The organism is Tepidiforma sp. (assembly GCF_034433535.1).
Lineage (GTDB): Bacteria > Chloroflexota > Dehalococcoidia > Tepidiformales > Tepidiformaceae > Tepidiforma.
In genome coordinates, this window is the sequence record NZ_DAOUAO010000234.1 from 1 (window position 1) to 24,052 (window position 24,052).

25 protein-coding genes are annotated in these 24,052 nt (G+C 70.9%); 16 read left to right on the forward strand and 9 right to left on the reverse strand.

Features of this window, described 5'->3' with window-relative positions; translation table 11 throughout:
* Positions 1-103: 103 nt before the first annotated feature.
* Genes VAE46_RS12410 through VAE46_RS12420 form a run of 3 tightly spaced genes read left to right on the forward strand, consistent with a single transcriptional unit; the run spans position 104 to position 3,445 of the window.
* Complete coding sequence (locus VAE46_RS12410; protein ID WP_322797254.1) at positions 104-1,819, forward strand: PEP-utilizing enzyme; 1,716 nt, start codon at positions 104-106, stop codon at positions 1,817-1,819.
* 52 nt (positions 1,820-1,871) lie between these two features.
* Positions 1,872-2,630 carry an SDR family NAD(P)-dependent oxidoreductase gene (locus tag VAE46_RS12415; RefSeq protein ID WP_322797255.1) on the forward strand — a complete coding sequence of 253 codons (759 nt, stop codon included), beginning with the start codon at positions 1,872-1,874 and terminating at the stop codon, positions 2,628-2,630.
* A gap of 23 nt (positions 2,631-2,653) precedes the next feature.
* Positions 2,654-3,445 carry a ThuA domain-containing protein gene (locus VAE46_RS12420; RefSeq protein ID WP_322797256.1) on the forward strand — a complete coding sequence of 264 codons (792 nt, stop codon included), beginning with the start codon at positions 2,654-2,656 and terminating at the stop codon, positions 3,443-3,445.
* A 47-nt stretch (positions 3,446-3,492) separates the two neighbouring features.
* On the opposite strand, the gene VAE46_RS12425 is transcribed toward VAE46_RS12420, so the two are convergent.
* Together VAE46_RS12425 and VAE46_RS12430 are read right to left on the reverse strand one after the other, a co-directional pair.
* Positions 3,493-4,662, reverse strand: a complete 1,170-nt coding sequence (locus VAE46_RS12425) for an acyl-CoA dehydrogenase (protein WP_322797257.1) — start codon at positions 4,660-4,662, stop codon at positions 3,493-3,495.
* Between the two features lie 14 nt (positions 4,663-4,676).
* On the reverse strand, positions 4,677-5,918 hold the full coding sequence (locus VAE46_RS12430) for a cytochrome P450 (RefSeq protein ID WP_322797258.1): 1,242 nt from the start codon (positions 5,916-5,918) through the stop codon (positions 4,677-4,679).
* Between the two features lie 212 nt (positions 5,919-6,130).
* Here VAE46_RS12430 and VAE46_RS12435 point away from each other — a divergent pair, with 212 nt between their 5' ends.
* The 4 genes from VAE46_RS12435 (at position 6,131) to VAE46_RS12450 (ending at position 10,980) form a co-directional block, all read left to right on the forward strand.
* Positions 6,131-7,924 carry an ABC transporter substrate-binding protein gene (locus tag VAE46_RS12435; RefSeq protein ID WP_322797259.1) on the forward strand — a complete coding sequence of 598 codons (1,794 nt, stop codon included), beginning with the start codon at positions 6,131-6,133 and terminating at the stop codon, positions 7,922-7,924.
* Positions 7,925-7,997: 73 nt separating this feature from the next.
* On the forward strand, positions 7,998-8,945 hold the full coding sequence (locus tag VAE46_RS12440; protein WP_322797260.1) for an ABC transporter permease: 948 nt from the start codon (positions 7,998-8,000) through the stop codon (positions 8,943-8,945).
* A 20-nt stretch (positions 8,946-8,965) separates the two neighbouring features.
* The gene (locus VAE46_RS12445) at positions 8,966-9,886 is read left to right on the forward strand and encodes an ABC transporter permease (protein WP_322797261.1); all 921 of its coding nucleotides are present in this window, start codon (positions 8,966-8,968) and stop codon (positions 9,884-9,886) included.
* Between the two features lie 317 nt (positions 9,887-10,203).
* Positions 10,204-10,980, forward strand: coding sequence for a DsbA family protein (locus tag VAE46_RS12450; RefSeq protein ID WP_322797262.1), 777 nt, complete (start codon positions 10,204-10,206; stop codon positions 10,978-10,980).
* Here VAE46_RS12450 and VAE46_RS12455 read toward each other — a convergent pair.
* Positions 10,977-12,053, reverse strand: a complete 1,077-nt coding sequence (locus tag VAE46_RS12455) for an LLM class F420-dependent oxidoreductase (protein WP_416223969.1) — start codon at positions 12,051-12,053, stop codon at positions 10,977-10,979. The genes VAE46_RS12450 and VAE46_RS12455 overlap by 4 nt on opposite strands.
* Positions 12,050-12,583: a DinB family protein gene (locus VAE46_RS12460; RefSeq protein ID WP_322797264.1), complete on the reverse strand. Its 534-nt coding sequence runs from the start codon at positions 12,581-12,583 to the stop codon at positions 12,050-12,052. Before VAE46_RS12460 ends, VAE46_RS12455 begins: the two co-directional genes overlap by 4 nt.
* 82 nt (positions 12,584-12,665) lie before the next feature.
* Here VAE46_RS12460 and VAE46_RS12465 point away from each other — a divergent pair, with 82 nt between their 5' ends.
* Entirely contained in the window at positions 12,666-13,343 is a 678-nt protein-coding gene (locus VAE46_RS12465; RefSeq protein ID WP_322797265.1) for a hypothetical protein, read from the forward strand.
* A gap of 22 nt (positions 13,344-13,365) precedes the next feature.
* Here the strand turns inward: VAE46_RS12465 and tsaD are convergent, their stop codons facing one another.
* Entirely contained in the window at positions 13,366-14,352 is a 987-nt protein-coding gene (tsaD, locus tag VAE46_RS12470; protein ID WP_322797266.1) for a tRNA (adenosine(37)-N6)-threonylcarbamoyltransferase complex transferase subunit TsaD, read from the reverse strand.
* 113 nt (positions 14,353-14,465) lie between these two features.
* On the opposite strand from tsaD, the gene VAE46_RS12475 reads away from it, so the two are divergent.
* The 5 genes from VAE46_RS12475 to VAE46_RS12495 all read left to right on the forward strand — a co-directional run bounded on the left by VAE46_RS12475 (position 14,466) and on the right by VAE46_RS12495 (position 17,963).
* Positions 14,466-15,338 (forward strand): substrate-binding domain-containing protein, encoded by an 873-nt coding sequence (locus VAE46_RS12475; protein WP_322797267.1) that lies wholly within the window; start codon positions 14,466-14,468, stop codon positions 15,336-15,338.
* A gap of 10 nt (positions 15,339-15,348) precedes the next feature.
* Positions 15,349-16,041: an ABC transporter permease gene (locus VAE46_RS12480; protein WP_322797268.1), complete on the forward strand. Its 693-nt coding sequence runs from the start codon at positions 15,349-15,351 to the stop codon at positions 16,039-16,041.
* Positions 16,041-16,988, forward strand: a complete 948-nt coding sequence (locus VAE46_RS12485; RefSeq protein WP_322797269.1) for an ABC transporter ATP-binding protein — start codon at positions 16,041-16,043, stop codon at positions 16,986-16,988. Before VAE46_RS12480 ends, VAE46_RS12485 begins: the two co-directional genes overlap by 1 nt.
* Before the next feature lie 7 nt (positions 16,989-16,995).
* Positions 16,996-17,556, forward strand: coding sequence for a hypothetical protein (locus VAE46_RS12490; RefSeq protein ID WP_322797270.1), 561 nt, complete (start codon positions 16,996-16,998; stop codon positions 17,554-17,556).
* Between the two features lie 152 nt (positions 17,557-17,708).
* A complete protein-coding gene (locus VAE46_RS12495; protein WP_322797271.1) occupies positions 17,709-17,963 on the forward strand; it encodes a hypothetical protein in 255 nt (84 codons plus the stop codon).
* Positions 17,964-17,966: 3 nt separating this feature from the next.
* Here the strand turns inward: VAE46_RS12495 and VAE46_RS12500 are convergent, their stop codons facing one another.
* Genes VAE46_RS12500 through VAE46_RS12515 form a run of 4 tightly spaced genes read right to left on the reverse strand, consistent with a single transcriptional unit; the run spans position 17,967 to position 21,682 of the window.
* The gene (locus VAE46_RS12500) at positions 17,967-18,602 is read right to left on the reverse strand and encodes a histidine phosphatase family protein (protein ID WP_322797272.1); all 636 of its coding nucleotides are present in this window, start codon (positions 18,600-18,602) and stop codon (positions 17,967-17,969) included.
* Between the two features lie 44 nt (positions 18,603-18,646).
* Positions 18,647-19,645 carry a P1 family peptidase gene (locus VAE46_RS12505; RefSeq protein WP_322797273.1) on the reverse strand — a complete coding sequence of 333 codons (999 nt, stop codon included), beginning with the start codon at positions 19,643-19,645 and terminating at the stop codon, positions 18,647-18,649.
* Complete coding sequence (locus VAE46_RS12510; protein WP_322797274.1) at positions 19,642-20,313, reverse strand: hypothetical protein; 672 nt, start codon at positions 20,311-20,313, stop codon at positions 19,642-19,644. The genes VAE46_RS12505 and VAE46_RS12510 overlap by 4 nt, the downstream gene beginning before the upstream one ends.
* A gap of 46 nt (positions 20,314-20,359) precedes the next feature.
* Positions 20,360-21,682 carry a M20/M25/M40 family metallo-hydrolase gene (locus VAE46_RS12515; RefSeq protein ID WP_322797275.1) on the reverse strand — a complete coding sequence of 441 codons (1,323 nt, stop codon included), beginning with the start codon at positions 21,680-21,682 and terminating at the stop codon, positions 20,360-20,362.
* Positions 21,683-21,762: 80 nt separating this feature from the next.
* Here VAE46_RS12515 and VAE46_RS12520 point away from each other — a divergent pair, with 80 nt between their 5' ends.
* From VAE46_RS12520 to VAE46_RS12530, 3 genes are read left to right on the forward strand one after another with little or no spacing between them, the layout of a single operon-like run.
* Positions 21,763-22,995, forward strand: a complete 1,233-nt coding sequence (locus VAE46_RS12520; RefSeq protein WP_322797276.1) for an NAD(P)/FAD-dependent oxidoreductase — start codon at positions 21,763-21,765, stop codon at positions 22,993-22,995.
* 44 nt (positions 22,996-23,039) lie between these two features.
* Positions 23,040-23,507 (forward strand): MarR family winged helix-turn-helix transcriptional regulator, encoded by a 468-nt coding sequence (locus VAE46_RS12525; RefSeq protein WP_322797277.1) that lies wholly within the window; start codon positions 23,040-23,042, stop codon positions 23,505-23,507.
* Positions 23,508-23,549: 42 nt separating this feature from the next.
* A complete protein-coding gene (locus tag VAE46_RS12530) occupies positions 23,550-23,972 on the forward strand; it encodes a hypothetical protein (protein ID WP_322797278.1) in 423 nt (140 codons plus the stop codon).
* Positions 23,973-24,052: the final 80 nt, after the last annotated feature.

Consider the following 24,052-nt stretch of genomic DNA (forward strand, 5'->3'; position numbering starts at 1 on the left):
TGGCGGCGGTGGCCGTGCTGCTGGCGAGCGATGTGGGTGCCGGGATCACGGGGGCGTGCATCTCGGTCGATTGCGGGACGGCGCAGTACTGAGGAGGCAGGCGATGAGCGAGAAGCTGTGCTCGTGGGATGCGGAGCCGAACCCGCGCTACCGGCTGGTGACGACGGGGAACGTCGAGGAGGTGCTGCCGGGCGTCATCAAGCCGCTAACGGCGGACCTGATCAACCGGTGGGATTTCCGCTTCACGACGCGTATGGCCGAGGACCTCGGCGTGCTCGACCTCGTGCCAACGGCGCCGCCGCCGGCGATGAACGTGCTGGGCGTGGTCGGGGGCCGCTGGACGCTCGGGGTGGCGTGGTCGATGGCGATCACCTCGACCTACCAGGTCGGGGGCGGGACCGACATGCTGCAGCAGTTCGTCGAAGGCGAGGGACTGACGGCCGGGCAGGCGCAGGACATCGAGCGGGCGAAAGAGGCGCGGCGCCGGATCATGGCGCGCTGGAAGAATGCCGAGCGGGAGATCGCGCGGGGGAGGGTGATTTCGCGGCGGGCCTACCAGCAGGCGTGGGCGCGGGAGTACCCGCGGCTGGCCGGGGCCGAGCTGGTGCGGCTGCTCGATGACAACGTGGAGGTGGTGGCCGGGCTGTTTGTCTCGCACGTCATCATCTCGGTCGGCGGGGCGGAGTACACGGGCATGCTGGGGGCGCTGCTCGACCGGCACGTGCCCGGGCACCCGCCAACCTGGGTGACCACGCTGACGAGTGCGCTAACGGATGTCGAAAGTGCGAAGCCGGGCAAGGCGACCTGGGACCTGGCGCGCGCGGGGCGAAAGAGCCCGGCGCTGGCGGCGGCCTTCGCCGAGCTTTCGAACGAAGCGCTGCTGGCGCGGCTGGCCGCCCCGCCTTCGCCGGCGTGGGAGACGTTCGCGCAGGGGTACCGCGAGCTCGTGAGCGAATACGGTTTCCGTGGTCAGCGGGAGACCGACCCCTCAGTGGCGACGTGGGATGAGGCGCCGGGCTTCCTCCTGGGGGCGCTGCGGGCTGATATGGCCGCGCCGGCCTCGGCGGACCCGCACCGGCGCGAGGCGCGGGCGGCGGCAGCGCGGGAGCGGCTCGAGCAGCGGGTCGAAGGGCTGCTGCCATCCCGGGCGCGGCGGGAGTTCCGCGAGGTGCTGGTGATGGCCCAGCGGCTCAACCGGGGCCGCGAGGGGACGAAGGCGAACTGGGCGCGGGCCTGCCGGGCGTTCCGGCCGCCGTGCCTCGAAATCGGGCGGCGGCTGGCAGCGCTGGGCGCGCTCGAGCGGGCCGAGGATGTGTTCTTCCTGCGGCTGGAGGAGGTGCGCCGGTTCGAAACGCTGGATGCGGCAGAGGCGAAGGCCGCCGTCGCGGCGCGGCAGGCGGAGTACGCCCGCCTCGAAGGCTTCCGGCTGCCGGAGGGGGTCTTCGAACTGCCGACGCAGCTCATCCCCGTGGCGGAGGCCGCGGCCGATGGGGCCGTGCAGCTCACGGGGCTGGGGGTGAGCCCGGGCCGGGCGACCGGGCCGGCGCGGGTCATCCGCGATGCGGAGGAGGCGCTCGGGGCGGAGGTGGCGCCGGGTGAGGTGCTCGTGCTGTCGGTGTTCGATGCGCCGATGGGGCCGCTCTTCGTGCCCGCGGGCGCGCTGGTGGTCGAAACCGGCGGGATGCTGAGCCACGCGGCGATCGTCGCGCGGGAGTACGGCATCCCGGCCGTGGTGGGTGCGAAGGACGCCACCCGCCGCATCCGCGATGGCCAGCTGGTCACCGTGGATGGTGATACGGGCACGGTGACGCTGGCCTGACGATGATGAGTCGAACTGCCGGGCAGGAGCCCGGGAAAGGAGCATGGACGGGATGGACCTTGGACTGAAGGGCAAGCGGGCGCTGGTAACCGGCGCGAGCCGGGGCATCGGGCGGGCGATCGCCGATGTGCTGGCGGCCGAAGGCGCGAACCTCGCGATCTGCGCACGCAACGCTGATGGCCTGCAGAGCGCGGCGGAGGCGCTGCGGGGGCACGGGGTCACGGTGTTCGCCGAGGCGGCGGATGTCGGCAACCGGGAGTCGTACCTCGGGTGGATCGCGAAGGCGGCCGAGGCGCTCGGCGGCATCGACATCTTCGTGAGCAACACGAGCGGCGGCGCCGCGCCCGGCGAGCAGGGCTTCGTGCAGAACTTCGAAGTGGACCTCCTCGGCGCGGTCCGGGGGTTCGAGGCGGCACGGCCGCACCTGGAGCAGTCGGAGGCGCCCGCGGTGGTGTTCATCAGCACGACCGCGGCGGTGGAGACCTTCGGACAGCCGAACGGTTACGGCGCGATGAAGGCGGCCCTGATCAACTACGCCAACGCGCTCTCGCAGGCGTATGCGGGCAAGGGCATCCGGGTCAACGTGGTCTCGCCGGGGCCGATCTACTTCGAGGGCGGGCCGTGGGCGATGATCAAGCAGGCCATGCCGCCCTTCTACGAGGCGACGCTAAAGCAGCAGCCGATGGGCCGGATGGGGACGCCGGAGGAGGTTGCGCGGGCGGTGGCGTTCCTTGCGAGCCCGGCCGCCTCGTGGATCACGGGCGTGAACCTGGTGGTCGATGGCGGGTTTACGAAGCGCGTGAACTTCTGAGGTTCGCGCCGGGGGGGTTCGGCATGGGACGGATCGACGGGTACCTCGTCTGCGGGGGGAACTGGCACGACTTCGACTACCCGCGCCTGCGGCTGCTGGAGCTGCTGGCGGAGCACGAGGAGGTGCGGGTGCTGGTGGGGCGGGACTTTCGCGACATCGAGGGCATCGCGGGCTGCCGGTTCCTGGTGAGCTACACCTGCGACCTGCGCCCCACGGAGGCGGAGGTGGAGAACCTGGCGCGCTTCGTGGAGCGCGGCGGGCGGTGGTTCGCGCTGCACGGCACGAACGCGGTCTTCGAGATGGAGGCCGCGGGCGTGCGCAGCCCGCGCATCCTGCCACGGCTGATGGAGACGCTGGGGAGCCAGTTCATCGCGCACCCGCCGGTGGGGCGCTACCGGGTGCGCCCGGTGGCCGAGCACCCCGTGGTGGAGGGGCTGGGCGAATGGGAAACCGGCGATGCAGAGGAGCTGTACCTCTGCGAGTTCCACGGCGAGGTGCGGCCGCTGATGGCGACGCGCTTCGGCGGGGAGGCGCCAGGCTTCGAGGAGAGCTCCTGGCCGGAGGAGCGGGACTGGCCGGTGCTGTACCTGCACCCGTTTGGCGCAGGAGCGGTGCTCTACCTGACGCCGGGCCACCGGCGCCGCCGCTACGACATGCTGCAGGCGCCGGGCGGGCGGGCCTACGGCGCGATGGCCGGGCGGTTTTCGATGCCCGAGTACCCGCGGTTCGAGCCGGGGTCGTGGGAGGTGCCGGAGTACGTGGAGCTGCTGCGGCGGGGCATCCGCTGGGCGAAGGGGGAGTACCCGCTCCTGTAACCGCAGCCGGGCGAAGGCCGCGCCCGGGCCTCGAGGGCCCGGGCCGGTCAGTCCCGCGGGAGGCCGAGGCCGCGCTGGGCGATGATGTTGCGCTGGATCTCGCTGGTGCCGCCGGCGATGGTGAGGGAGACAGCGTTGAGGTAGGCCCGGGCGGCTTCACCCTTGAAGGGGGCGGTCCGGTCCATGAGTGCCCCGGCGGTGCCGAGCATGCGCAGGGCGGTGTGGGCGATGCGCTGGCCGGTTTCGGAGGTGAAGAGCTTGGCGATGGAGGCCTCCGCGTTCGGGATCTTGCCGGCGGCCTGCATGCTGATGATGCGGTAGGCGAGGAGGGTGAGCACCTGCACCTCGACGGCGCGGTCGGCCCAGGCGAGGCGGGCGGCGGAGACGGTGGAGGGCGGGAGGGCGCGGCGGTGCTCGCGCAGCCAGGCGGTGTAGCGCTCGATGCTCTTGCGCTGGCCGACGGCGGTGCCGATGGAGGAGCGCTCGAAATCGAGGGTGGTGGCGCCGACGTACCAGCCGCGGTTGACTTCGCCGACCACGTTGCGGGCGGGAACGCGGACGTCCTCGAAGAAGACCTCGTTGAAGTCGTGGCCGCCGGCCATGTTGACGAGGGGGCGGACGGTGATGCCGGGGGACTTCATATCGACGAGAAAGTAGGTGATGCCGCGGTGCTTGGGGGCATCCGGGTCGGTGCGGGCGAGGAGGAAGCACCAGTCGGCGAAGTGGGCGAAGGAGGTCCAGATTTTCTGCCCGTTGATGACGAAGTCGTCGCCATCGCGGACGGCGCGGGTCTGGAGGGAGGCGAGGTCGGAGCCGGCGCCGGGTTCGGAGTAGCCCTGGCACCAGAGGACTTCGCCGCTGAGGATGCGGGGGAGGTGCTCGCGCTTCTGCTCGTCGGTGCCGTGGGTGATGAGGGTGGGGCCGAGCATCATGACCCCGAGGCCGCCGGGCTGGGGCGCACCGGCCTCGGCGAACTCCTGGTTGAGGATGAACTGCTCGACCACGGAGAGGCCGGCGCCGCCGTACTCCTTCGGCCAGGCGGGGGCGATCCAGCCGCGGCGGGCGAGGGCATCGCGCCACCGGCCGAAGGCGGGGTTCGTGCGTGGGTCATAGAAATATCCGGTGACCCCGCGGATCTCGTCGGGGAGGTTCTCGGCGATGAAGGTGCGGACTTCGCTGCGCCAGGCGGCCTGTTCGGGGGTATCGCGGAGCTGCATGGTGGCGGGTTCCTTCAGGCGGGTTCGAACGCAAGATAGAGGGCCTTCAGCCCGCGCAGGATAACGCTCGGGACGTGGGTGTAATCGTTCTTTCCCTCGGCGGCGCGGATGTTCTTCAGGCGGCTGAGGAGCAGGGTGAAGGCGACGCGCGCTTCGAGGCGGGCGAGGGCGGCGCCCAGGCAGAAGTGGATGCCGCGGCCGAAGGCGAGGTGGCCTTCGGGGTTTTCGCGGTCGAGGTCGACCTGGTCGGCGTGGGCGAATTCGGCCTCGTCGCGGTTGGCCGAGGCGTAGGAGAGGAGGAGGCGGGCGCCGGCCGGGATCTTCGTGCCGCCGATTTCGGTATCGACGACGGCCTGTCGGAAGAGGCCCTGGACCGGGGATTCGAGGCGGAGGGCTTCTTCGACGAAGTTGGGGATGCGCTCGGGCTCGGCGCGGAGCTGCTCCATGAGGTCGGGATGGTGGAGCAGGATCATCATGCCGGAGGCGATGAGGTTGGTGGTGGTTTCGTTCCCGGCGACGAGGATCTGCTGGAGGATGCTGAGCATCTCGGCCATATCGAGCGGGCGGGCCTCTTCGCCTTCGCCGCCGAGGTGGGCGTTGAGGAGGTCGGTGAGGATGTCGTCGCGCGGGCTGGTGCGGCGCTCTTCGAGACGCTCGGCGAAGTAGTGCTGGAACTCGACGATGGACTTCGCGCACTCGATTTCGCGCTCGCGGGTGAGGAATCCGCCGAGGGGGGCGACGGAGTCATCGGACCAGCGCTTGAAGCGGTCCATATCGGCGCGGTCGACGCCGAGGGCATCGGCGATGACGGTGAGCGGCAGCGGGACGGCGAACTGGCGGACGAGTTCGACCTCGCCGTCGCCGATGAAGCGGTCGATGAGGTCGTTGGCAATCTGCGTGACGGAGGGTTCGAGGCTGGCGACGCGCCGGGCGGAGAAGGCCTTGTTGACGAGGGCGCGGTAACGGGAGTGTTCGGGCGGGTCCTGGGTGAGGAGGGTGTTCACGGGCATCCAGCCCTGGCGCATGATGGCGAGGATCTCCTCATCGGGGACGGGCCGGAGGCCGGGGCCGGATTTGGAGGAGAAGATTTCGGGGTGGCGGAGGACGTGGAGGACGTCTTCGAACCGGGAGACGATGAAGAAGCCGGCGCCGGGGACCTGGTAGACGGGGCATTCGCGGCGCATGGCCTCGTAGAAGGGGAAGGGGCACTCGGCGGTTTCGGGTGCGAGGGGGTTGATCTCGGCGAGGCTGGGCATTTTGGATGCTCCCTCAGGGTTTTGGCCGGCTGTCCAGCAGCGTGCAAGTGTAGCGCGGCGGCAGGCGGCTGGGAAGGGCCGGGGATAGGCCGGGCCGATGCTTGCAATCGATGCGGGCCAACCTATAATACGCCGAGCCTGCTATTTGGCCGCTAAGCCAAAGATTTGGCCTTGCCATGGACGGCAGGCGACCACAGGGGAGGGAAGCTGAGATGGAATCGACCTACTGGAATCGGTACTGGAAGGCCCGCATCGCCCGGCGGACGTTCCTCGCCGGGGCAGGCGCGGCCGCGCTGGGGGCGGCCGGGCTGGCTGCCGGCTGTGGCGACGACGATGACGAGCAGGGCGGCGCGACGGCGACCCCGGGGAGCGGCGGGACGCAGCCTGCAGGGAGCCCAACCGCACCGGCGGCCGGCAAGCGTGGCGGGACGCTGCGCATCGCGAAGGCTTCGCCGGATACGGGCCTGGACCCGCACATTATTGTGACGAACCCGATCCACCCGGCAAAGGCGTATTCGCACCTCTGGACGTACCAGGCTTCGACGAAGACGGTGTGCTATGACCTCGCGCTCGAGCACGAGCAGGTCGACCCGACGACGCTGCGGGTGAAGCTGCGGCCCGGGGTGAAGTTCCAGGCGGATGTGGCGAACGGCCGCGAGCTGACGGCCGAGGACGTGGCGTATTCGTACACGCGCTTCCCGGTGGCCCTGACCAAGGGGTCGCAGGTGAACCAGATCCAGTGGGGCTGGATCGACAAGATCGAGGCGCCGGACAAGTACACGGTCGTCATCAAGCAGAAGAACCCCTTCGCTTCGAACGTGGTTGCCCTGGGTTCGAGCGCCTTTGCGGTGGTGGCGAAGGAGGTGGTGGAGGCGAACGGCGGCGACCTGATGAAGGTGATGAACGCGGGCAGCGGGCCCTATCGGATGGTGAAGCGGGAACCGACGGGCACGCGCTATGAGCGGAACCCGGACTACTTCCAGCACGACCCGCCTTCGCCCACGTACGTGAAGGAGGGTCCGTACATCGATGCGTGGGAGGAGTCGATCATCCCGGACCCGGCAACGATCAAGGCGAAGTTCCTCGCCGGCGAGCTGGACATCCTCTCGGTGGTGAACATCGACCGGCTGGTGGCGGATGAACTGGGCCGGGAGACGGGCGTGAAGGTGGTGAAGGGGCCGGCGAACGGCCACCTGATCATGCAGTTCGACAACTTCAAGTGGACCGACAAGCGCCACCGGCAGGCGGTCTGGCTGGCGCTCGACCGGGATGCCTTCATCAAGAACCTCTACCTGGGCGAAGGGCTGTACGGCGGTCCGACAGCCTCGGAGTTCGCGAAGGAGGGCTACGGCCTTTCGCAGGAGGAGCTGAAGAAGCTGCAGCCGTTCAACCCGGCCGAGGCCAAGAAGATCTGGCAGGAATCGGGCGGCGCGCAGGCGTTCCCGGTCATCAAGATGGTGACGATGCAGGCGATCCCGATCTTCGCCACGGCGACGGAGTTCGTGAAGAAGCAGCTGGAGCAGAACCTCGGGGCGAAGGTGGAGGTGGAGGTGGTCGACCCGGCGACGTACGTGGCCCGGGCAGTGGCGGGCTTCGCGGAGAAGGCGCCGAAGCCGTGGGACCTGTTCATCGCGTGGGAGCTTTCCCTGCAGACGATCCCGGACTACAACGCGCTGGCGCACTACGTGCCGGTGGGCTACGGCGCGATTTTCGGCAACCTGCGCCCGGATTCGCCGAAATCGGAGACGGCGGCTTTCGCCGGGCGGATGCAGCAGCTCTGGAACGCGCAGGCGCAGGAGCTGAATGCGGAGGCCCGCAAGCAGAAGGTGCAGGAGATCGTGCAGGTGATTCACCAGGAGTTCGGGCCGGCGGTGCCGCTGCCGGTGCCGGAGTTCCAGTACGCGGCGTTCCGCGACCGGGTGAAGAACTACCCGGAGAAGGACTTCATGTACGCGAACGCGGGCACCGGGCACTTCCGGGTGCAGGACCTCTGGCTGGACGCCTGATACCCGGCTGTGGAAGGCGGGACTGCCCCGTCCCGCCTTCCGGCTGGCGAAATCCGCGACGGCGGAGGGTGCGATGCGAACCTACATCCTTCGGCGCCTGGCGCTCTTTCCCCTGACGCTGTTCGGCGTCTCCATCCTTTCGTTCGCGCTGATTCGTGCGCTCCCCTCGGATGCGGCGACCATTCGGCTCGGGGCTTCGGGGTCGGCCTGCGAGGAGTGCATCGAGGTGGTGCGCAAGGAGCTGGGGCTGGATAAGTCGAAGCCGGAGCAGTACCTGCTGTGGCTTGGGAACGCGCTGCAGGGGGATTTCGGGCTTTCGACAGCGACGCGCCGGGAGATTACGCCGGAGCTGCGCCAGCGCTTCCTGACGACCCTCGAGCTGGGTCTGCTGACGGTGCTCTTCACGCTGGCGATCGGCGTGCCGGTGGGGGCGCTTTCGGCCGTGAAGGCGCATACGTTCGGGGATTACACGGCGCGATTCTTTTCGATCCTGGGACTTTCGGTGCCGAGCTTCTGGCTGGGGACGCTCGTCATCTACCTGCCGGCGAACTGGTGGGGCTGGACCCCGGTGAAGCAGTGGCGCGGGTTTACCGATGACCCGACGGGGCACCTTGGGCTGCTCCTGCTGCCAGCGCTGGTGCTGGCGATCAGCGCCTCGGCGTATGTGGCGCGCATCGTGCGGTCGAGCATGATCGAGGCGTTCTACGCGGATTATGTCCGGACGGCGCGGGCGAAGGGCCTGCACGAGCGGCGGGTGGTGTGGCTGCATGTCTTCCGGAATTCGCTGCTGACGCTGCTGACGGTAATTGGCCTGCAGTTCGGGCTGATCCTGGGCGGCTCGATCGTCATTGAGCAGCTGTTCGCCATCCCCGGGATGGGCTCGATGGCGGCGAAGGCGGTGCTCGACCGGGACCACCAGACGATCCAGGCGGTGACGGTGACGATCGCGGCATCGTTCTTGCTGGTCACGCTGGTGGTGGATGTGCTGTACGCATGGGCCGACCCGCGGCTGCGGGCGTGAGCTGACGGAGGAGCTGGACGATGGCAGCGGTTGAAGCGCAGGCAGGGGTGCTGGTCCCCGGTTCGCGACGGACGCGAATCCCGGGGCTGTGGCGGCTGCGGAGATTCGCCCGGCGGCAGCCGCTCGGTGCGGCCTCGCTGGTGGTGATCGCCGTGCTGGTCTTCGCAGCGGTGTTCGCGGAGGCGCCGTTCATGCGAACGACGGACCCGAAGGAGTTCGGCTCGGACATCCTGGTGGGGCCGAGCGGCGCCCACTGGTTCGGGACGAACCGGAACGGGCAGGACCTCTATTCGCGGGTGGTCTACGGGGCGCGGCCGTCGCTCCTGGTGGGTTCGGCGACGGTGCTGATCAGCGTGATCGGGGGCACCGTGCTGGGGCTGCTGGCGGGCTACCTCGGGCGGGCGGTGGATACGGTCATCAGCCGGCTGGCGGAGGTGCTGCTCTCGTTCCCGGCGATCCTGTTCGGGCTGGTGGTGGCAACGTGGCTGGGGCCGGGCCTGCGCTCGGTGATCATCGCAATCAGCATCATTTTCACGCCGGTGATCATGCGGATCATCCGCGGTGGGGTGCTGATGGAGCGGCACCGGATGTACGTCGAGGCCGCCCGGGTGATCGGCTGTTCGGAGACGCGGGTGATGTTCCGGCACATTCTGCCGAACATCGGGCCGCTGGTGATCGTGGTTGCGAGCACGACGCTGCCGGCGGCAATCCTCGCCGAATCGGCGCTGACGTTCCTCGGGGTGGGGCTGCCCCTGGGCGAGCCCTCGTGGGGGAACGACCTGGGGCCGCAGGCGCGGGCCTACTTCAACACGGCGTGGTGGCTGGCGGTCTTCCCCGGGCTGGCGCTGAGCCTGACGGTGCTGGCGTTCAACCTGCTGGGCGATGCGCTCCGGGATGAGCTGGACCCGCGGCTCCGGGGGAGCGGGCTGGGCGAGGGCTGACGGGGCCCGGCTGGCTGCCCGGTTGATACCGGGCCCAGGGGCGCCGTCGGCATGGCCGGGCGTGTACGCGTAAAGGGCGCTTCCGTATCCCGTATCGAACCGGGTGGTAATCTCGGGTCTGGGCCGGCGGGCGGTGGCCGCCCGGCCGCTGCCCTGTGACTCGAATTTCCGCGAACAGGAACCGCTCCATGTCGAATCGCCAGGCACGCCGCGAACTGAGTCGGACGCAGGGGACGCGCCCGCCGGGCTCTTCCCGCGCTTCAGCGCCGCCACCGCGGCGGACGGGCGGAGGGAGTGAGATTTTCACGCGGCCGTTCGTGCTGCTCATCGGCGTGGTGGTGGTCGTGCTGGCGGTCATCACGGGCTGGGCGGTGGCGACCCGGGGCGGAGGCGATAGCGACATCGCCCAGCGCATCCGCGACGAGGCGAGCAACCTGCCGACGGACCTCGCAAACGGGATGAAGCTCGGGCGCGACGACGCGCCGATCAGGCTGACGGTGTTCGCGGACTTCCAGTGCCCCTTCTGCCTGAAGTTCACGGGCGAGCAGGAGCCGGACATCATCAAGGAGTTCGTGACGACCGGGAAGGTGCAGCTGGAGTACCAGCACTTGCCGATCCTCGGGGCGGAGTCGGTGCGGGCGGCGGTTGCCTCGATGTGCGCGGCCGACCAGAACAAGTTCTGGGAGTACCACCACAAGCTGTTCCTGGTCCAGGCGGAGGCCGGCCAGGCGAGCGGTGAACGGCTGAACGTCGGGCGGTTTTCGGATGAGAACCTGAAGAGGTTCGCGGCGGAGCTGGGGCTGGATACGGCGCAGTTCAACCAGTGCCTGGATGCCTCGGAGCACCTGGACGAGGTGACCGAGCAGCAGCGGTTGGCGAACTCCTTCGGCATCCGCGGGACGCCGGGCTTCCTCGTGAATGGTCAGCCGCTGGGCGCGGGCACGCCGGCCGATATGGACGCCTGGCGAGCGCTGTTCGCGAGCGTGGAGAGCCAGCTGGCGACGCAGACGGCGCAGGCGGGGCAGACGGCGACGCCGGCGGCGACGGGCACGGCGACGACGTCGGCCTCCCCGGCGGCCACGCCGACGCCTTAGCGGGACGGGCCGGCTGAGGCCGGCGGGGGCTCGGCGTTGACCGCTTCGACGAGGTCCATGAAGCGCCCGAGCGTCTCGAGGCGCTCGCCGAGGCTGGTGCCCTCCGGGGCGACCTGGATGGTGGTGACGCCCGCATCGCGGTAGGCGCGGATGCGTTCGCGGACCATGGCGTCGGTCCCGAGGAGATTGGCTTCGAGGACGAACGCATCGGGGATGAGGGCGGCAGCTTCCTCGCGACGGCGGTCGAGCCAGAGCGCCTGGACGCGTTCGACGAGTTCGGCGTAGCCCTGGCGGGCGTATGCGTCTTTGTAGAAGTTGTGTTCGCGGGAGCCCATGGCGCCGATTTCGAACGCGAACCCGGGCTTTCGGGGCGCGATGAGCCGTTCGAGGTCGTCGCCGAAAGCTACGACGCCGCCAGCGACCACGTCGAAATCTTCGAGGGAGCGGCCCGCGCGCTCGGTGCCGCGGCGGATGGCATCGAAGAAGGGGCGAGCCCGGGTGGGCATGAAGGATGAGGCGATCCAGCCGTCGGCGATTTCGCCGGTGACTTCGAGTGCGCGCGGCCCGAGCGTGGCGAGGTAGATGGGGACCGGCGCGGGCGGGGCGCTGGTGCGGAGGGGGCGGCCTTCGCCACCGGGCAGCGGGAGGGTGTAATGGTTGCCGCTGTAGGTGAGGCGTTCGCCGCTGATGGCGAGGCGGACGATTTCGACCGTTTCGCGGAGGCGCTGGAGCGGGGCCCGGAAGGGGATGCCGTGCCAGCCTTCGATGACCTGGGGGCCGCTGGAGCCAAGGCCGAGGATGAAACGGCCGCCAGAGATGGACGCGAGGGTGAGGGCCGTCATGGCGACGAGCGCGGGGGTGCGGGTGCCGGCCTGCAGAATGCCGGTGCCGAGGCGCAGGCGGCTGGTCTGGCCGGCGAGGAGGGCAAGAGGGGTGACGGCATCGAAGCCCCAGGCCTCGGAGGTCCAGGCGGAATCGACGCCGAGGCGCTCCGCTTCGCGGGCGAAGGCCAGGGACTCCTCCCAGCCGCCCGGGCCGGGCCCAAAGCTGATGGCAACGCGCAAGCGGCTCATGGTGCGGGTCCGTCGAGGCCGGCGGCGATGGCCTGGAGCTGGCGGAGGTGGTCGAGGTCGTGGACGCGCATGAAGAGGAACCATTCGCGCCAGGTGAGGTCACCGAACATGGGGTGGCGGATGGTGAGGTGGAGGTGTTCATCGCCGCGGGCGGCAGCAACGCGTTCGAGGAGCTCCTCGCGGCGGGCGCGGTACCGTTCGAACGCGGCGGCGCCGTCGGCAAGGGCGGGGTCGGCTGGGCCGAGCCGGTCGGGGATGGGTGACGGCGGCGGCTGGCCGGCGAGGATGGCCTCGATGGCATCGGCGCCGGACTCGTTCATGTGGATGATGTGGCTCCAGACCTCGGCGGCGGACCATTCGCCGGGAGCGGGACGTTCGCGGAAGCGGTCGGCCGGGATGGCGCGGGCGACGTCGGCGAGCGGGGCGCAGTCGGCGCGGACCTTCTCGACGAGCTGTGGGATGGTGAGCCTGGCGGCCTGGGCGACGAGGTACGAGCGGATGCGCTCAGCCTCGGACTGTGGCGTCGTCATGGCGGGCTCCCGGGTGTGAGTTGCAACATGCTACTCACTCACGCGGGTCGCCGTCAAGCGGCCCGGCGGGTAGCATCGGGATATGCGGAGCATTCGGGTCCCCGGGAGCGCCGCGTGGTGGGCCGTGGCGGCGGCCCTCTTCGCGCTGGCGACGGCGGTGCTGGCGGCGCTGCTGGTGCTGGGCGGTGATGACAGCGAGGCGGCCGGCGCTGGCAACGCCCCGCCGGGCACGCGGGCGGCGACGCACGAGCACGCGGACTTCGCGCTGGTCATTCGGGGGGAGCGGTTCGATTTCAATCGGCCGGAGTTCCTCTCCGATACGGAGGGGAGGGAGCTGAGCGAGCACGTGCACATCCATGGGCCGCGCTACACGGTGGTGCACGTGCATTCGACGCTGGTGACGTGGGACGAGTTCTTCCGCAGCCTCGGCTTTACGCTGACGGACCCCTCCTTCCCCGGCGTGACGCCCGAGCGGACGTGCCTGGAGCTGCCATCGAAGGAGAAGCTGTGCAACACGGCGTCAGAGCGGTGGAGCTTCATCGCCAACGGGGTGCCGGTGGATGGGCTGGCGAACGTGAACATCGGCGACCTGGACCGGGTGCTGCTGAGTTACGGCCCGGAGACGCCCGAGGAGGCCCTGGCGAAGTACTGGGGGCTGGTGACGGACCAGGCGTGCATCCCTTCGGAGCTGTGCACCGCGCGGATCCCGCCGGATGAGCCGCCGGAGACGTGCTCCGGGCGCGGGGCGTGCACGCGCTGAGGCGGCGGGGACGCCGGGAGCGCTAGACGGCCGCCCAGTCGTTGGTGGTGAAGATATCGACGTTGTGAGGGGTGCGTTCGCCCAGTGCGAGGCGGAAGCCGGCGACCGCGCCGATCATGGCGGCGTTGTCGGTGCAGAACTTCGGAGGCGGGATGCGCACCGGGACCGGGCTCCGGCGCTGCAGCTCCTCGCGCAGGCGGGCGTTGGCGGCGACACCGCCAGCCACGAGCACGTTGCGGGCGCCGAGCTCGCGCGCGAGGCGGGAGGTCTTGCCGGCGAGGACGTCGACGACCGACTCCTGGAACTCCCAGGCGATCTCGGGCACGGGGTAGCGGCCCTCGCGGACGGTGTGGAGGACGGCGGTCTTGAGGCCGCTGAAGCTGAAGTCGAAGGTGCCCGGCATCCAGGCGCGGGGGAGTTCGAGCGAGGAGGGACCGCCTTCGAGGGCAGCTTTCGCGATGTGCGGGCCGCCGGGGAAGGGGAGGCCGAGGAGGCGGCCGGCTTTATCGAAGGCTTCGCCCGCGGCGTCATCGCGGGTGCCGCCGATGCGCTCGTACTGTCCGTGGCCGCGCATGAAGACGAGGTCGGTGTGGCCGCCGGAGACGACGAGGCAGAGGGCGGGGAACTCGGGCTCGGGGCCTTCGACCAGCCAGTTGGCGTAGATGTGGCCTTCGAGGTGGTTGATGCCGATGAAGGGCAGGTCGCGGCCGAAGGCGATGGCGCGGGCGGCGTTGTAGCCGACGAGGAGGCTGCCGGCGAGGCCGGGCCCGCGGGTGCCGGCGATGGCGTCGATGTCGTCGAGGGTGCAGCCGGCGGCGTCGAGGGCTTCGTTGATGATGGGCATGATCGTGAGGAGGTGCTGCCGGGAGGCGATCTCCGGGACCACACCACCGTATTTGGCGTGGAGGTCGACCTGCGAAGAGACGATGGAGGAGAGGGCGACGCGGCCGTCTTCGACGACGGCGGCAGCGGTTTCATCGCAGGAAGATTCGATGGCAAGGACTTTCATCTCTCGACAAGGATAGCAAGGGACGGGGCATCGGCGTGAGGCGGGCCGGCGCTTGAGCCGGGGCTGGCGCAGCGATATGCTGCCACGGGCATTTCGCCCGCCGGGGGAACGCTGTGCCTGGGGACTGGAAGCGACTGGTGCTTGCGGGCGCCGCGGCGATCGCGGCGGGGCTGGCGGCTGCCTGCGGGGGCGGTGGGAACGAGACGGCTGGCGGCCCCGGCGGGAGCATGATCCTGGCGACGACGACGAGCACGCAGGACAGCGGCCTGCTCGATGTGCTGGTGCCGCTGTTCCGGGAGCGGACGGGGGTGGAGGTGAAGGTCATCGCGGTGGGAACGGGCGCGGCGCTGGAGATGGCGCGCAAAGGAGACGCGGACGCCGTGCTGGTGCACGCCCCGTCGGCAGAGCAGCGGCTGGTGGAATCCGGCGACCTGGTCGAGGGGGCGCTGGTGATGCACAACGACTTCGTGGTGGTGGGGCCGCCGGGGGACCCGGCGGGCGTGCGCGGCGCCGAGAGCGCGGCCGAGGCGATGCGGCGCATCGCGGCGTACGGGCGGTTCGTCTCGCGGGGGGACAACTCGGGCACCCACCAGCAGGAGCTGGCCCTCTGGCAGGCGGCCGGGGTCGACCCGGCGCAGGTGGCGAAGCGGGTGGAGACCGGGCAGGGGATGGGTGCGACGCTCAATGTGGCGGACCAGCTCGGTTCGTACACCCTGACGGACCGGGGGACGTACCTTGCGCTGCGCAAGAACCTGCAGCTTGTGGTCGTGTTCGAAGGCGCCAGGGAGCTGCTCAACATCTACCACGTCTACGTGGTGAACCCGGAGCGCCACCCCAGGGTGAAGGCGGACCAGGCGCGGGCCTGGGCGGCCTTCCTCGTTTCGAAGGAGGCGCAGGAGGTGATCCGGACGTTCGGGGTGGAGCAGTACGGGGAGCCGCTGTTCGCGCCCGACGCCGGGAAGACCGTGGACGACCTCGGGAAGTAAGCTCGGGCCGATGGGCGAGCTGGCAGGGGCACTGGTCGAAGCGCTGCGGCTGATTTTCGGGGCCGACCGGGAGGTGCGGGAAATCGCGCTGCGCACGGTGGTCGTCTCGGGCAGCGCGACCCTGCTGGCGATGGCGGCGGGGGTGCCGCTGGGGTATCTGCTGGCCCGCCGGCGCTTCCCGGGCCGGGTGCTGGTGCTTGGCGCGGTGAACACCGGGATGGGCATGCCGCCGGTGGTGGTGGGCCTGGTGGTGTGGCTGCTGCTGGTGCGGTCGGGGCCGCTGGGGGGGCTTGAGCTGATCTACACGAAGGAAGCGATGGTGCTGGCGCAGTTCCTGATCGCCACGCCGCTGGTGGTGGGGTTCACGGCGGCGGCGGTACAGGCCCTGCCGCCGGACCTGCCCGAGCTGCTGGCGGTGCTGGGCGCCGGGCGGCTGCGCACGCTCTGGCTGCTCGCCCGCGAGGCGCGGCTGGGGCTGCTCGCGGCGGTGATGGCCGGTTTCGGCGGGGTGGTCTCGGAGGTGGGGGCCTCGATGGCGGTCGGCGGGAACCTGCAAGGGGAGACGCGGGTGCTGACCACGGCGATCGTGACCGAGACGAGCCGGGGCAACACCGAGCGGGCGCTTGCGCTGGGGCTGATCCTGCTGGCGATGGCGTTCGCCGTGAACCTCGTGCTGACGCGCGTCCAGCAGCGGGGCCGGTGATGGAGGCGCGCCTCGAGGGTGTTCGGCTCGAACGGGGCGGGAGGACGGTGCTCGATATCCCGGCGCTGACGCTGGGTCGGAGCCGGGCGACCGCCATCCTCGGGCCGAACGGGGCGGGCAAGACCTCGCTCCTGCGGCTGCTGGCCGGGCTGGAGCGGCCGACCGCCGGGCGGGTGCTGCTCGATGGGGCGCCAGCGGCGGAGGCGCGGGGGCGGGTGGGGTTCGCGTTCCAGCAGGCGACCTTCCTGCGGGGGTCGGTGCGGTGGAACCTGGAGCTTGGGCTGCGCCTGCGGGGGGTGCCGAGGGCGGAACGGGGGGAGCGGGTGCGGGCGGCGGCCGAGCTGTGCGGCGTGGCGGGGCTGCTCGAGCGGGATGCGCTGCGGCTCTCGGGCGGCGAGGCGCAGCGCGCGAACCTGGCGCGGGCGCTGGCGCTGGGCGCGGAGCTGTTGCTGCTTGATGAGCCGCTGAGCGGGCTCGATGGACCGTCGCGCGAGGCGCTGCTGGCGGATTTGCCGGCCATCCTCGAAGGCGCCGGGGCCACCGTCGTGCTGGTCACGCACGACCGTGAGGAGGCGCTGTTGCTGGCGCAGGAGCTGGTGCTCTTGCTCGACGGCCGGGTGGCGGCGCACGGTCCTGCGGGGGAGGTGTTCCGGCGGCCGCCGACCCGCGCGGCGGCGGCCTTCCTGGGCTACACGGTGGTCGGCGAGCTGGCGGTCCGACCGGGGGCGCTCCGGGTCGGTCCGGGCGCAGCGGAGTTCGGCCTGCGGGTGACGCGGGTGGTGGACCTCGGCACGGGCCTCGCCGTCGAGGGGTTCATCGGGGCGACGGCCGCGCGGGCGTGGCTGCGCGATGGGAGCGCCGCACCGGCTCCCGGCGAGGAGGTCATGGTCTCGGCGGCGGCTGAGGCGGTGGTGCGCTTCGCCGCCGACGGGAGGCTGGTAGGCTAGGGACGCGATGTGCACGCAGATAGCGGTCGATGGGGAGGAGATCCCGACCTCGCCGGGCAAACCGATGCCGGTGACGCTGCCGTTCAGCGAGCGGTCGGTGGTGCGCATCCCGCTTTCGAAGACTGCCTTCGCGCGCGAGATTCACCTCTGGCGGATGAAGGGGACGTTGCCGTGTTCGAGCGAGGAGGAGGCGTTTGAGGTGGCGCGGCGCAAGGTGACGACGAAGTACGGGGCGGCGCAGGTGATGTGGTTCCACTCGGGGTTCGCGAAGGCGTACATCGCGGGGGTGACGCGCTTCGCGGAGAAGAACCCGGACTACGACGCCTCGCGGCCGGTGAATGAAGAGACGAATCCGTTCTTCCTCTGGTTCGATGCGCCGGAGGGGACGATCGCGCCGGTCATCCTGAGCGTGGATACGTATCGCTGGAACCCGAAGAAGCAGGAGGGGCTGCGGGTGGTGGCGAACATCCTGACGCGCGACGCGGGGGTGATCGTGCCGCCGGAGATCCACGGGCGGGAGCCGTACTTCATGCGGCTGGAGGAGTGGCTGGGGCCGCCGCCGGGCTGAGGCGGGGTTGTGTGCGGAGAAGTGTGAAAATTCGTTGACAGGCGATCGGGGGAGGCGTAGGTTCCACGCATGGATGTGCTGTCCGGCATCCACCGACCGTAACGGCGGCGCCGCAAGGTGCCGCCGTTCGTGTTTCTGGAAGGAGGGACCTCATGCAGTCGAGCCTGATCGGCAAGATCGAAAAGGCGAAGGTGTACGCCCAGGAGCGGTTCCGGATGCAGGTGGAACACCTGCAGGTGCAGTTCCACGGGGAAAACAGCGACCACACGGTGTCGCTGGCCAACGGCAAATGGCACTGCAACTGCGACTTCTTCGGGCAGTGGTCGGTGTGCAGCCACACGATGGCGCTGGAGCGCATCCTCGAGGGGATGGTCCCGCGGCAGGAGCTGCCGGCGCTGGCGAGCTGAGGCTCAGGCTTCGCCGCCCTCGAGCCCTTCGAGATGGGCGGTGTCGTTGAAGGCGGCGAGGGTGACCCGCCCGCCGCGGCTGAAGGTGAGGCGGGTGACGGAGGTGTTCGCCACGGCGAACGACCAGGTGCGCTCGAGCGGGAGGCCGAGCAGCTCGGCGAGGAGCGCCATGATGGCGTTGCCGTGGGAGACGACGACGAGGCGGCCGCCCTGGTAGCGGTCGACGAGGTCGCGCACGGCGGCGGCGGTGCGCTCGCGGACCTGCTGGATGGTTTCGCCGCCGGGCGCAGCGTGGCGCCGGCCGGTGAAGAACTCGCGCAGGAGGTCGGCCTGGGATTTCGCGATTTCGCTGGCGGGGAGGGCCTCCCACTCGCCGTAGTGCATCTCGCGCAGGCGAGCATCGGGCGCGGGTTCGAGCGGGGTGGGATGGTGTTCGAGGGCGTGGCGGGCGGTGAGCAGGGCGCGGGAGAGGTCGGAGGAGGCGGCAGCATCGAACTGCTGGCCGCGGAGGCGGAGGCCGAGGGCGCGGGCCTGGTCGATGCCGCGGGGGGTGAGGTCGGTTTCGGAGTGGCCGCAGAAGCGGCCTTCGATGTTGCCGTAGGTCTCGGCGTGGCGGATGACGAGGAGTTCGGTGGGCACGTGCTGAGGATACGGCGGGAGCGGCGCATGCGCCCGCGACGGCGCTAGCAGGGGGTGGACCACTCGGCGGCGGAGGGGATGCCGCGGGCGCCGCGCGCCTGGCGGATGCCGCGCAGGACGGCCTGTTCGACGGCGGAGGCGGTCATGGCGCCGAGGAGGACCAGGTCATCGGGCTGGATTTCCAGGGGCCCCATGGCGAGGGCGAAGGCGACATCGCCGTCGCCGCGGGTGTGGACGGGGACGATCGCCCGGGCGAGGCCATCGTGGGCGTGGACGGCGAGGCGCTGGAGCTGGTGGGGCTCGAGGCGGGCGTTGACGGCGATGCAGACGAGCGTGGTGTTCTGGAGGAGGGCATCCATGGCGGCGGTGCGCCGCTCGAACGCCTCGGGCAGGGGGACGAAGCTGCCGGGATCATCGCCGCGGGGGCCGGCGATAAGGTCGCCGCTGGCGGGCTCGACGATGGCGCCGAGGGCGTTGGTGACCGCGAGGGCGCCGACCAGGAGGTCGCGCGGGCCGGCGACGCTGGCGGTGCCGAGGCCGCCCTTGAGGGCGCGCTCGGGGCCGAGGAGCTTGGCGACCGTGGCCCCGGTGCCCGCGCCGACGCTGCCTTCAGGGACGGCGCCGCGACGGGCACGCACGGCGGCGAGGTAGCCCTCCTGCGGGCCCGGGGCGGCCCCGGATTCGCCGAGGCCGAGGTCGTAGATGACGGCCGCCGGTACGATCGGGATGGGCGCGCGGGTGGTGGGGAAGCCGATGCCGTGCTCGCGGCAGTAGCGCATTACGCCGTCGGCGGCGGCAAGGCCGAAGGCGCTGCCCCCGGCGAAGACGACGGCGTGGCAGGTGCGCACAAGGTTCGAAAGCGCGAGGACATCCGTTTCGCGGGTGCCAGGCGCGCCGCCGCGGGTATCGACGGCAGCCGCGAGCGCTCCGGGGCAGAGGATGACGGTGCAGCCGGTAGCGGCGCGCCGGTCGGTGTAGTGGCCGACGCGGATGCCGGGGACATCGGTAATGGCGTTGCGGGGGCCGGTGCGCCAGCTGGTCATGCGAGGGCGGACGGCCTCCCGGCGGACTTGCGAGCGTTGACATAGGAGAGAAGGAAGCCCCGGGCAATGCCGGCGATATCGGCGGTGAGGTCGGCGAGGGTGGTGGCGCTGGATTCGTCGGCGGCGAAGGAGGAGGCGACGGGCTCGCCCTCGGCGGAGACGCCGGCGAGCCACGAGGTCTCGGGGACGTGGCGGCGGGCGAGGTCGGGGATGAGGAGCATGGGATTGCCGGTTTCGGCGGCGGCAACGAGGCCGGTGAGGGAGGCGAGGTCGGGCTGGGCGCGGAGCAGGCGGGCCCACTCGAGGGCGTCGTCGCCGAGGAAAAGGGTGCGGACCATCTGCTCGGGGGAAAGGACGGCGGCTTCGTGGGCGAAGAGCTCCCACTCGTGCGCGCCGGGGAGCGGGCGGAGCAGCTGCACGCCGACGGGGTGGGTGCGGTCGGAGAGGGCGCGGTAGACGGCGACCAGGCGGCGGCAGGCCTCGGCCAGCTCCTGGGCGATGAGGCCGGCGAGAATGGCGCGGTCGCCCGCTTCGGCGAAAACGAGCCGGGAGAGGGCGGCATCGGCCGCGGCCTCGGGCTTCTTGAGGGCGGAGCGGGCGTAGGCTTCGACGAACTCGAGTTCGCTGAGCCCGCCCGGGTAGGTGCGCGGTGCCGGGGTTCCAGTCATGGGCTGCATGGTAGGCGATTGGACGGCCCGGGGTGCAGGGGAGCGCTCACGCCTGGCGGGCGCACATGCGCACGGTGACCTCCCAGAGGAGGCGGCAGTTGAGGGTGAACGCATCGATGGCGACGCGTTCGTTGTGGCCGTGGACGCCGCGGGCCACCTCGGGGGTGGTGAGGCCGCCGGTGAAGCCGTAGCTGATGATGCCGCGGTTGCGGGTTTCGGCGCTGTCGGTGAAGCCGAGGGTCATGCCCGGGACGACGACGGCGTCCTCGGTGAATTCGTGGATGACCGATTCGATGCAGCGGAAGAGTTCGGTATCGAAGGGGCTGGTATCGGAGGCGCGCACGTGCACCGGTTCAATGCGCACGGCGGGGTCATCGATGACGCGCTCGAGTTCGCCCTGGAACGCGGCGGGGTCGACGCCGGGAAGGAGGCGAATATCGAGGGTGGCCTCGGCCCGGGCGGGGATGACGTTGTGCTTGATGCCGGCGTGGAGGGTGGTGGTACTGATGGTATTGGTCAGCATCGCGCGGATGCGCGGGTCCTCGGCGGCGCGGGCGGCGAGGCCCTGGACGGTGGCATCGCCCCGGTAGATGCCGGCGCGCTGCAGGCGGCGGAAGAACTCCTCGAGGACGGGGGAGACGGTGAGCGGCCGCTCCCAGGCCTGGACCCTGGCAAGCGCGCGGACAAGGCGGTCGAGGGCGTTGTCGTCGTGGGGAACGGAGCCGTGGCCGGGCATCCCCTCGGCGACGAGGCGGAGCCAGAGGGGGCCTTTTTCGGCGACGGCGATGCTGTAGACGGGCCGTTCGACGCCGAACAGCTCGGTGGTGGCGCCGCCGCCTTCGTTGATGATGTACTCGGCGTCGACGGCCTCCGGGTGGTTGCGGAGGATGTAGCGCATGCCGTATTCGCTGCCGGCTTCCTCATCGGCCTGGGCGAAGAAGATCACGTCCCGGGCGAGCGGGATGCCGAGGCGGCGGAGGGTGAGGAAGACCATGAGCTGGGCGATGCCGAGGCCCTTCATATCGAGGGCGCCGCGACCCCAGATGTAGCCGTCCCTGACCACGCCGGCGAAGGGGTCGACGTCCCAGAATTCGCGCTCGACGGGGACGACGTCGGTGTGGTTGAGGAGCATGAAGGGGCGCTTCGAACCGTCGCCGGGGAGGACGGCGCGGAGGGAGACGCGGCCGTTGCCGGCGTCGAAGCGCTGGCAGGTGATGCCCTCGCGGGCGAGGAGCGGCTCGAGGAAGTCGCAGGCGAGGACTTCGTTGCCGGGCGGGTTGGAGGTATCGATGCGGATGAAGCGGCAGAGGAGGTCGATGGCCTCTTCGTTGAAGGCGGACCAATCGGGTGCGGGGGCAGCGGCGACCATGGGGCGGATGGTATAGGATCGGGGCGCTGCCGCGCCCCTTCGGCAGCTGCAAATCGTTGGTGTGCCGCGAAGGAGACAGCATGCAACGGTACGACGTGGTGATTGCCGGCGCAGGGATCGCCGGGAGCGGGCTGGCCACGGTCCTTGCCCGGGCCGGGAAGCAGGTGCTGCTGCTGGAGAAGACGCGGCAGTTCCGTGATGTGGTGCGCGGGGAGTGGATCGCGCCGTGGGGCGTCGTCGAAGCGCATTGCACGGGGCTGTACCCGGTCCTGGCGGGCGTCAGTTCGCATCACCTGCCGTTCCATGTGGAGTATGGGGAGGGGATCGACCCGGCGGAGGCGGACGGCCAGAAGCTGGACCTGCGCAGCTTCCTCCCCGGCGTGCCGGGGCCGCTGGCGATCGGCCACCCGCAGGCGTGCCAGGCGCTGTTCGACGCGGCCGTCGCGGCGGGCGCGGAGGCGGTGCGCGGGGTGGAGGGGCTCGAGGTGGAGGCCGGGCCGCGGCCGCGCGTGCGGTACGCGGTCGATGGGCAGCCGTTCGAGGCCGAGGCGCGGCTGGTGGTCGGCGCCGACGGGCGGAACTCGCAGGTGCGGAAGCAGCTCGGGGTGGAGCTGTTCGAGGACGAGCCGCACCACCTCTTCGCGGGGCTGCTGATCGATGGGGTGCCGGAGTGGCCGGAGGACCTGGAGAGCATGGGGACCGAGGGTTCGGTGCAGTACTTCGTGTTCCCGCTGGGCGGCGGCCGGCACCGGCTTTACTTGAGCTACGGCTACGAGCAGAAGGGGCGGTTCTCGGGGGAGGAGGGGCCGCAGCGCTTCCTCGAGGCGTTCCGGCTGCCCTCGGTGCCCGGGAGCGAGGCGATCGCGCGCGGGCGGGTGGCGGGGCCCTGCCATTCGGTGCCGAACCAGAGCACGTGGACGGATTCGCCGGTGCGGGAGGGTGCGGTGCTGATCGGCGATGCGGCGGGCTTCAACGACCCGATCGTGGGACAGGGGCTGAGCATCTCGCTGCGCGACGTGCGCATCGTGAGCGAGCTCCTGCTGGGGAGCGACCGGTGGACGCCGGAGCTGTTCGCGCCCTACGCGGAGGAGCGCGCCGAGCGCATGCGGCGGCTGCGGTTCGCGGCGCGGCTGGATTCGGTCATTCATGCGGAGTTCGGGCCGGAAGCGCGGGAACGCAAGCTGCGCTTCCGCGAGGCGCGGGCGAAGAACCCGCTCATCGGGATGGCGCTGGCTGGCGTGATGATTGGACCGGAGCTGCTGCCGGCCGAGGCGTTCACCGAGGAGGCATGGCAGGCGGCGGTGGGGGTGTGAGCCGCCGGATTGCCGCAAGCTGAGCGGCTGCCCACAATCCGCGCATGGCGGATGACCCGCGGATGCACGCGTGGCGCGGATTCCTCGAAGCGCACGCCCGGGTGGTCTCGCTGCTCGAAGATGACCTGCAGCGGGAGAAGGGGCTGCCGCTGACCTGGTACGACGTGCTGGTGCAGCTGCAGGAGGCACCGGACCGCCGGCTGCGGATGACGGAGCTGGCGCGGCGGGTGCTGATTAGCAAGAGCGGGCTGACCCGGCTGGTGGACCGGATGGCCGCGGCCGGGCTCGTGGAACGCTGCCTGGACGATCACGACCGCCGGGGGCGCTGGGTGGAGCTGACGGACGCCGGCTTCGAGCGGCTGCGGGATGCGGCGCCGGTCCACCTGCGCGGGGTGCGCGAGTACTTCACCGGGGAGCTTGACCCGGGTGCGGCGAACGTCGTGGGGGAGGTGCTCTGGCGGATTGCGAAGAAGGCCGAAGCGGCGCTGGGGGAGCGGGAGCGACCCCGCTGACCTTCGCCTGTTGGGCGGGCGGGCCGTAGGCTTGGTGGTGCGATGCGGCTGACGGTGGAGGTCGAGGGTTCGCCGGGGCGTATCGAACTGCCCGGGGACGGGCGGGACCTGGTGGCCTTCCTTTCGTTTGCGGTCTCGCGCGGCTTCGGGGCGATGCACCCGCTGGTAGTGCTGGCCGAGCGGCTGCAGCGGGAGCACCGGGTGCCGATGGGGCCGCTGACGACCTTCTACGACGAAGACATGGAGGACGCCGAAGACGTGGAGAAGCTGGAGCTGGCCTGGCAGGACCGCGAGGAGCTGGCCGGGGCGCTCGAGCGACTGGCGGCGGCGCTGGCCGCCGACCCCGGCGCGGCGACGCTGGCCCGGCGCGGCGGAGCTCCCGGGCTGGGGGCGCAGGCTGGCGCGCTGGCGGCTGCGCTCCGGGGAGCCCGGGGCGAACGGGTGCGGATGGTGTATCGGCTATGATGCGGCGGCGCCGGGCGGTCATTGCCGCGCGGGAGCGGTGGCTGGCGGGGCGCTGGTGGTGGCTGGCGCGGACGCTGGCG

Coding starts and splice junctions, on each gene's coding strand:
- VAE46_RS12410 (WP_322797254.1), top strand. CDS start 104: ATGAGCGAGAAGCTGTGCTCGTGGGATGCGGAGCCGAACCCGCGCTAC.
- VAE46_RS12415 (WP_322797255.1), top strand. CDS start 1,872: ATGGACCTTGGACTGAAGGGCAAGCGGGCGCTGGTAACCGGCGCGAGC.
- VAE46_RS12420 (WP_322797256.1), top strand. CDS start 2,654: ATGGGACGGATCGACGGGTACCTCGTCTGCGGGGGGAACTGGCACGAC.
- VAE46_RS12425 (WP_322797257.1), bottom strand. CDS start 4,662: ATGCAGCTCCGCGATACCCCCGAACAGGCCGCCTGGCGCAGCGAAGTC.
- VAE46_RS12430 (WP_322797258.1), bottom strand. CDS start 5,918: ATGCCCAGCCTCGCCGAGATCAACCCCCTCGCACCCGAAACCGCCGAG.
- VAE46_RS12435 (WP_322797259.1), top strand. CDS start 6,131: ATGGAATCGACCTACTGGAATCGGTACTGGAAGGCCCGCATCGCCCGG.
- VAE46_RS12440 (WP_322797260.1), top strand. CDS start 7,998: ATGCGAACCTACATCCTTCGGCGCCTGGCGCTCTTTCCCCTGACGCTG.
- VAE46_RS12445 (WP_322797261.1), top strand. CDS start 8,966: ATGGCAGCGGTTGAAGCGCAGGCAGGGGTGCTGGTCCCCGGTTCGCGA.
- VAE46_RS12455 (WP_416223969.1), bottom strand. CDS start 12,053: ATGAGCCGCTTGCGCGTTGCCATCAGCTTTGGGCCCGGCCCGGGCGGC.
- VAE46_RS12460 (WP_322797264.1), bottom strand. CDS start 12,583: ATGACGACGCCACAGTCCGAGGCTGAGCGCATCCGCTCGTACCTCGTC.
- VAE46_RS12465 (WP_322797265.1), top strand. CDS start 12,666: ATGCGGAGCATTCGGGTCCCCGGGAGCGCCGCGTGGTGGGCCGTGGCG.
- tsaD (WP_322797266.1), bottom strand. CDS start 14,352: ATGAAAGTCCTTGCCATCGAATCTTCCTGCGATGAAACCGCTGCCGCC.
- VAE46_RS12480 (WP_322797268.1), top strand. CDS start 15,349: ATGGGCGAGCTGGCAGGGGCACTGGTCGAAGCGCTGCGGCTGATTTTC.
- VAE46_RS12485 (WP_322797269.1), top strand. CDS start 16,041: ATGGAGGCGCGCCTCGAGGGTGTTCGGCTCGAACGGGGCGGGAGGACG.
- VAE46_RS12490 (WP_322797270.1), top strand. CDS start 16,996: ATGTGCACGCAGATAGCGGTCGATGGGGAGGAGATCCCGACCTCGCCG.
- VAE46_RS12495 (WP_322797271.1), top strand. CDS start 17,709: ATGCAGTCGAGCCTGATCGGCAAGATCGAAAAGGCGAAGGTGTACGCC.
- VAE46_RS12505 (WP_322797273.1), bottom strand. CDS start 19,645: ATGACCAGCTGGCGCACCGGCCCCCGCAACGCCATTACCGATGTCCCC.
- VAE46_RS12510 (WP_322797274.1), bottom strand. CDS start 20,313: ATGACTGGAACCCCGGCACCGCGCACCTACCCGGGCGGGCTCAGCGAA.
- VAE46_RS12515 (WP_322797275.1), bottom strand. CDS start 21,682: ATGGTCGCCGCTGCCCCCGCACCCGATTGGTCCGCCTTCAACGAAGAG.
- VAE46_RS12520 (WP_322797276.1), top strand. CDS start 21,763: ATGCAACGGTACGACGTGGTGATTGCCGGCGCAGGGATCGCCGGGAGC.
- VAE46_RS12525 (WP_322797277.1), top strand. CDS start 23,040: ATGGCGGATGACCCGCGGATGCACGCGTGGCGCGGATTCCTCGAAGCG.
- VAE46_RS12530 (WP_322797278.1), top strand. CDS start 23,550: ATGCGGCTGACGGTGGAGGTCGAGGGTTCGCCGGGGCGTATCGAACTG.